4 protein-coding genes and 1 pseudogene are annotated in these 5,689 nt (G+C 66.5%); all 5 read right to left on the bottom strand.

Going from position 1 to position 5,689, the window contains the following annotated elements:
* Positions 1-74 precede the first annotated feature (74 nt).
* On the bottom strand, positions 75-1,484 hold the full coding sequence (locus DBR22_RS08455) for an L-serine ammonia-lyase (RefSeq protein ID WP_108598654.1): 1,410 nt from the start codon (positions 1,482-1,484) through the stop codon (positions 75-77).
* 208 nt (positions 1,485-1,692) lie between these two features.
* Positions 1,693-3,015: a serine hydroxymethyltransferase gene (glyA, locus tag DBR22_RS08450; RefSeq protein ID WP_108598653.1), complete on the bottom strand. Its 1,323-nt coding sequence runs from the start codon at positions 3,013-3,015 to the stop codon at positions 1,693-1,695.
* Positions 3,012-3,395 (bottom strand): glycine cleavage system protein GcvH, encoded by a 384-nt coding sequence (gene gcvH / locus DBR22_RS08445; protein ID WP_108598652.1) that lies wholly within the window; start codon positions 3,393-3,395, stop codon positions 3,012-3,014. Before gcvH ends, glyA begins: the two co-directional genes overlap by 4 nt.
* Before the next feature lie 239 nt (positions 3,396-3,634).
* Entirely contained in the window at positions 3,635-4,747 is a 1,113-nt protein-coding gene (gene gcvT, locus DBR22_RS08440) for a glycine cleavage system aminomethyltransferase GcvT (RefSeq protein ID WP_108598651.1), read from the bottom strand.
* 11 nt (positions 4,748-4,758) lie between these two features.
* Positions 4,759-5,689: pseudogene (locus DBR22_RS08435) on the bottom strand (glycine dehydrogenase (aminomethyl-transferring)); the annotation flags it as partial.

Below are 5,689 nucleotides of genomic sequence, written 5' to 3'. Positions count from 1 at the left end.
TACGCTGCTCAACCCGGAGCAGCTTGCGGCCTTCTGGTGCCAGTGTCATCAGTTCTCTTCCCTTAGCATTGCGGCTAGCATTCGACCACGTTGACGGCGAGCCCGCCCATGGCCGTTTCCTTGTACTTGGAGGACATGTCCTTGCCGGTTTCGCGCATGGTCACAATGACCTCGTCCAGCGATACCCGGTGTGTCCCGTCGCCCCAGAGCGCCATCTTTGCGGCGTTGATGGCCTTGGCGGCGGCGATCGCGTTCCGTTCGATGCACGGGACCTGGACCAGCCCGCCGATCGGATCGCAGGTCAGGCCCAGGTTGTGTTCCATCGCGATTTCGGCCGCGTTTTCCACCTGCTGCGGGGTTCCGCCCATAACCTCGGCGAGTGCCCCGGCAGCCATCGACGACGCCGATCCCACCTCGCCCTGGCAGCCCACCTCGGCCCCCGAAATGGAGGCCTGTTCCTTGTACAGCACCCCGATGGCCGCTGCGGTGAGCAGGAACTTGACCACGACGTCGTCGCGGTCTTCCTGCGTTGCCTTGTCCATGCCGGGGGCGAAATGCAGCGCGTAGTACAGGACCGCCGGGATGATCCCGGCCGCTCCGTTGGTGGGCGCGGTGACCACGCGGCCGCCGGACGCGTTCTCCTCGTTCACGGCCAGGGCGATCAGGTTCACCCATTCCTGCCAGTACTTGGGGTCCCGGTCCTTGTCTTCCTTTTCGAGCCGCTCATGCCAGTCGGGCGCACGACGGCGGACCTTCAGTCCCCCGGGCAGCAAACCTTCGCGCTTGAGGGAGACCTGCACGCACTCCTCCATGACGGAGTAGATGTGCAGCAGGCCTTCGCGGATCTCCTCCTCCGAGCGGGAGGCACGCTCGTTCACGAACATCACCTCACCGATGGACAGGCCCTTGGACTGGCACCGGCCCAGCAGCTCGGCGGCGGTCCGGAACGGCAGCGGCAGTTCCTTCTTGGACTCGTCAAGTTCCTTCAGCGCTGAGTCCTCTTCGCCCTCGCGGACAATGAAGCCGCCGCCTACGGAGAAGAACGTGGCCTTGTGGAGGACCTCGCCTGCCTCGTCCGTGACGGCGAAGGTCATGCCGTTGGTGTGCCGCGGCAGGATAGTCAGCGGGCGCAGGATGATGTCCGTGACGCCATACGGCAGCGGCACACCCTCCCCGCCGGCGCCGGCCAGGTTGAGGATGCCGGTCTCCGCGATGGCGGCCAGCCGCTCCTCCACCTCGGCCGGCAGGATTTTCTCGGGGTGGAACCCCTCCAGGCCCAGCAGGATGGCCGTCATGGTGCCGTGGCCGTGCCCGGTCGCCGCGAGCGACCCGTACAGGTCAACCCGCAGCCCGGCCACCTTCGCCAGGTTGCCGGAGCCCCTGAGCTCCTCGGCGAACACCGCAGCAGCACGCATCGGCCCCACAGTGTGGGAGCTAGACGGTCCGATCCCGATCGAAAACAGATCAAAGACACCAACGGCCATTTGAGGTTCCTAACTAACTAATTTTCATGATGCGGCACCGCAGTACACGATGCTGCACGAGGTGCCGGCGGAAGCCGGGCTTTTCGAAAGCGTGCGTCAAAGCGACGAAGTGGGCCCACGCCGGCGGGGTTCCCTGGCCGAGCTTGCGAGGCTAGGGTGCCGGTGGGGCGCAGCACGCGTGAAAAGTCCGGTCCGCCGGTCCCGGACACTACCCGAGGTTTGCGATACCCGGGTACAGCGGGTGGGCTGCGGCGAGTGCTTCAACCCGGTGACGCAACCCCGAAAGGTCCGCGCCGGCGTCGGCCGTTAAGGCCTCGGCGATGATGTCCGCGACTTCACGGAAAGCAGCCTCGCCGAACCCGCGGGTGGCCAGCGCCGGGGTGCCGATGCGGAGACCGGAGGTCACCATCGGCGGGCGCGGATCGAACGGGACGGCGTTGCGGTTGACGGTGATGTCGATCGCGGCCAGGCGGTCCTCGGCCTGCTGGCCGTCGAGCTCGCAGTTGCGCAGGTCAACCAGGACCAGGTGCACGTCGGTGCCGCCGGAGATCACGCTGATCCCCTTGGCGGTGACGTCCGGCTGGACCAGGCGCTCGGCCAGGATGCTGGCGCCGAGCAGCACACGTTCCTGGCGCTCCTTGAACTCCGGCGATGCGGCGATCTTGAAGGCCACAGCCTTGCCGGCGATGACGTGCTCCAGCGGCCCGCCCTGCTGGCCCGGGAACACCGCCGAGTTGATCTTCTTGGCGATGGCGGCGTCGTTGGAGAGGATGATGCCGCCGCGCGGACCGGCGAGGGTCTTGTGCGTGGTGGAGGTGGTGACGTGGGCGTGCGGCACCGGGCTCGGGTGCAGGCCTGCTGCCACCAGGCCGGCGAAGTGAGCCATGTCCACCATCAGGTATGCGCCCACCAGATCGGCGATCCGGCGGAACTCGGCGAAGTCCAGCTGCCGGGCGTACGCGGACCAGCCGGCAACGATCAGCTGCGGCTTGGTCTCCAGCGCCAGGCGCTCCACCTCGGCCATGTCGATGGTGTGGGTGTCTTCGCGGACCTGGTACGGGACCACGTTGTAGAGCTTGCCGGAGAAGTTGATCTTCATGCCGTGCGTCAGGTGCCCGCCGTGGGCCAGGTTCAGGCCCATGATGGTGTCGCCGGGCTTGATCAGCGCGTGCATGACCGAGGCGTTGGCCTGGGCGCCGGAGTGCGGCTGCACGTTGGCGAACTCGGCGCCGAACAGGGCCTTGACCCTGTCGATGGCGAGCTGCTCGGTGACGTCCACGTGCTCGCAGCCGCCGTAGTAGCGCTTGCCCGGGTAGCCTTCGGCGTACTTGTTGGTCAGGACTGAGCCCTGCGCCTGCATGACGGCGACGGCGGTGTGGTTCTCCGAGGCGATCATCTCCAGGCCGTTGCGCTGGCGGGTGAGTTCGTCGTCGAGCTTGACGGCGATCTCCGGGTCCAGCGTGCTCAGGTCCGCGTCCAGGGACGGCGAGATGACCTGCTCGAAGGTTTTGACTTCGGCGGGGGCGCTCACAGTTCGCCGCCGTTGGCTTCTGCGTACTCCTGCGCGGAGAGCAGCGGGCCTTCCTCGGTCACGGAGACCTTGAAGAGCCAGCCGGCGCCGTACGGATCGCTGTTGATCAGTGCGGGATCGGCCGCGGCGTCGTCGTTGATCTCCGTGACCTCGCCGGTGACCGGTGAGTACAGGTCCGAGACGGACTTGGTGGACTCGATCTCGCCGCAGGTCTCCCCCGCAGTCACGGTGGAACCAACCTCGGGCAGGTCCACGTACACGATGTCGCCCAGCGCCTCAGCGGCGACGGCGGACACGCCAATCACGGACGGACCGTCGCCGTCAGTGGAGATCCACTCGTGCTCGACGGAGTACTTCAGTTCAGCGGCAACCTTGGCCATGTGTGTTTCCTTAAGTTTGGTGGTGGTCGGTAAGTAAGTGAGAGAGCGTTCGCTCTCAACCTGTATCAAGTGAGAGAGCGTTGGGCCAAAACCCACATCAAGTGAGAGAGCGTTGGGGGGTGGCGCTGGAGGGCCGGCGGGACGGGGTTTTCGAAAGCGTGCGTCAAAGCGAGGAACGAGCAGCACGCGTGAAAACTCCGGTTTGCCGGTCCGGACCCGACGGGCCAACGGACGCCGGACTACTTTTGGCGCTTGTAGAACGGGAGGGCGACGACCTCGAACGGCTCTGCCTTGCCGCGGAGGTCGATGTCCAGGGCGGTGCCGATCTCAGTGTGCTCGATGTCGACGTAGGCCAGGGCTACCGGGTAGCCGAGGGTCGGGGACGGTTGGCCGGAAGTTACTTCGCCCACCTGGACGCCGTCCTTGAGGACCGGATAGTGGCCGCGGCCCGCGCGGCGTCCCAGGCCCTTGAGGCCCACGAGCTTCTGCTTGGGACCTGCCTCCTTCACGGCTTCGAGTGCGGCGCGGCCCACGAAGTCGCCTTCTTTGGACTTGAGCGCCACGACGGGGCCCAGGCCGGCGTCGAACGGTGAACGCTCGAGCGAGAGCTCGTTGCCGTAGAGCGGCATGCCCGCTTCGAGGCGCAGCGAGTCGCGGGACGCGAGGCCGCACGGGACGATGCCGAACTCGGCGCCTGCTTCGGCCACCTTGGCCCACAGGTCAGCTGCGGCCTCGTTGGGGATGAACAGCTCGAAGCCGTCCTCGCCGGTGTAGCCGGTGCGGGCCAGGATGACATCGTGCCCGGCGATGGTGAGTTCGTTGAACGCGTAGTACTTCAGGTCCGTGACCAGCGGGTGCTGGGCCTGGTCCGTCAGCTTGAGGAGGATGGCCTCGGCCTGGGGACCCTGGACGGCAACCAGCGAGGTCTCGGCGGAAACGTCCTTGACGGTGACATCGAAGTTGGCTGCACGCTCTGCCAGGGCAGCGGCGACGATGGGTGCGTTGCCCGCGTTGGGGACCACGAGGTACTTTTCATCGCCGAAACGGTAGACGATGAGGTCATCGATGATGCCGCCGTCGGGGTTGCAGATCAGGGAGTACTTGGCCTTGCCGTCCGCAACTGCGGAGAGCTTGCCCACCAGGGCGTAGTCCAGGAACGCGCCGGCTTCGGGGCCGGTGACCCAGACTTCGCCCATGTGGGAGAGGTCGAACAGGCCGGCGGCCTTGCGGACCGCGTGGTGCTCGGCCAGTTCGGAGGAATACTTCAGGGGCATCTGCCAGCCACCGAAGTCGGTGAAGGAAGCGCCGAGCTTCTTGTGCTCTTCGTAGAGAGCGGTGTACTTCTCAGTCATGACAGGACCCTTCAGTTTTCGAATTCGGAGAGCGGCGGGCAGGAGCAGACAAGGTTACGGTCTCCGGCCGCGCCGTCGATGCGGCCCACGGGCGGGAAGTACTTGTCCTGACGGAGCGTGTGCACCGGGAAGGCGGCCTGCTCGCGCGGGTAGGAACGGTCCCATTCGGACGAAACGAGGGCGGCTGCCGTGTGCGGGGCGTTCCGCAGCGGGCTGCTCTCCACCGTGAAGTCGCCGGCGGCAACCTGGTCGATTTCCTTGCGGATGATGATCATGGCCTCGATGAAGCGGTCGATCTCGGCGACGTCCTCGGACTCCGTGGGCTCCACCATCAGCGTCCCGGCGACCGGGAAGGACAGCGTGGGGGCGTGGAAACCGAAGTCGATGAGGCGCTTGGCCACATCCTCAGCTGTGACACCGGTCTTCGCGGTGAGTTCGCGGAGGTCCAGGATGCACTCGTGCGCCACGAGCCCGCCCTCGCCGGTGTAGAGGACCGGGAAGTACTCGTTGAGGCGGGCGGCGATGTAGTTGGCTGCGAGCAGTGCGGACTTGGTGGCTTCGGTGAGGCCTTCGCCGCCCATCATCTTCACGTAGGCCCAGGAGATCGGGAGCACGCCGGCGGAGCCGAACCGTGAAGCGGAAATCGCGACGCCGTGGCCTTCTTCGTGTGCTGCCTTGTTGGCATCGCCCGGCATAAACGGTGCCAGGTGTGCCTTGGCTGCGACCGGGCCGACGCCGGGTCCGCCGCCGCCGTGCGGGATGCAGAAGGTCTTGTGCAGGTTCAGGTGCGAGACGTCGCCGCCGAACTTGCCCGGCTGGGCCAGGCCCACCAGCGCGTTGAGGTTGGCACCGTCAACGTAGACCTGGCCGCCCGCGGCGTGGATCGCGTCGCAGACTTCCCGGACGTCGGCGTCGTACACACCGTGGGTGGACGGGTAGGTG

Origin of the sequence: Arthrobacter sp. HMWF013 (assembly GCF_003061105.1) — a bacterium.
Taxonomy (GTDB): domain Bacteria; phylum Actinomycetota; class Actinomycetes; order Actinomycetales; family Micrococcaceae; genus Arthrobacter.
Note: the sequence above shows the minus strand (reverse complement) of the source record. Positions and strands in the feature narration are given on the sequence as shown.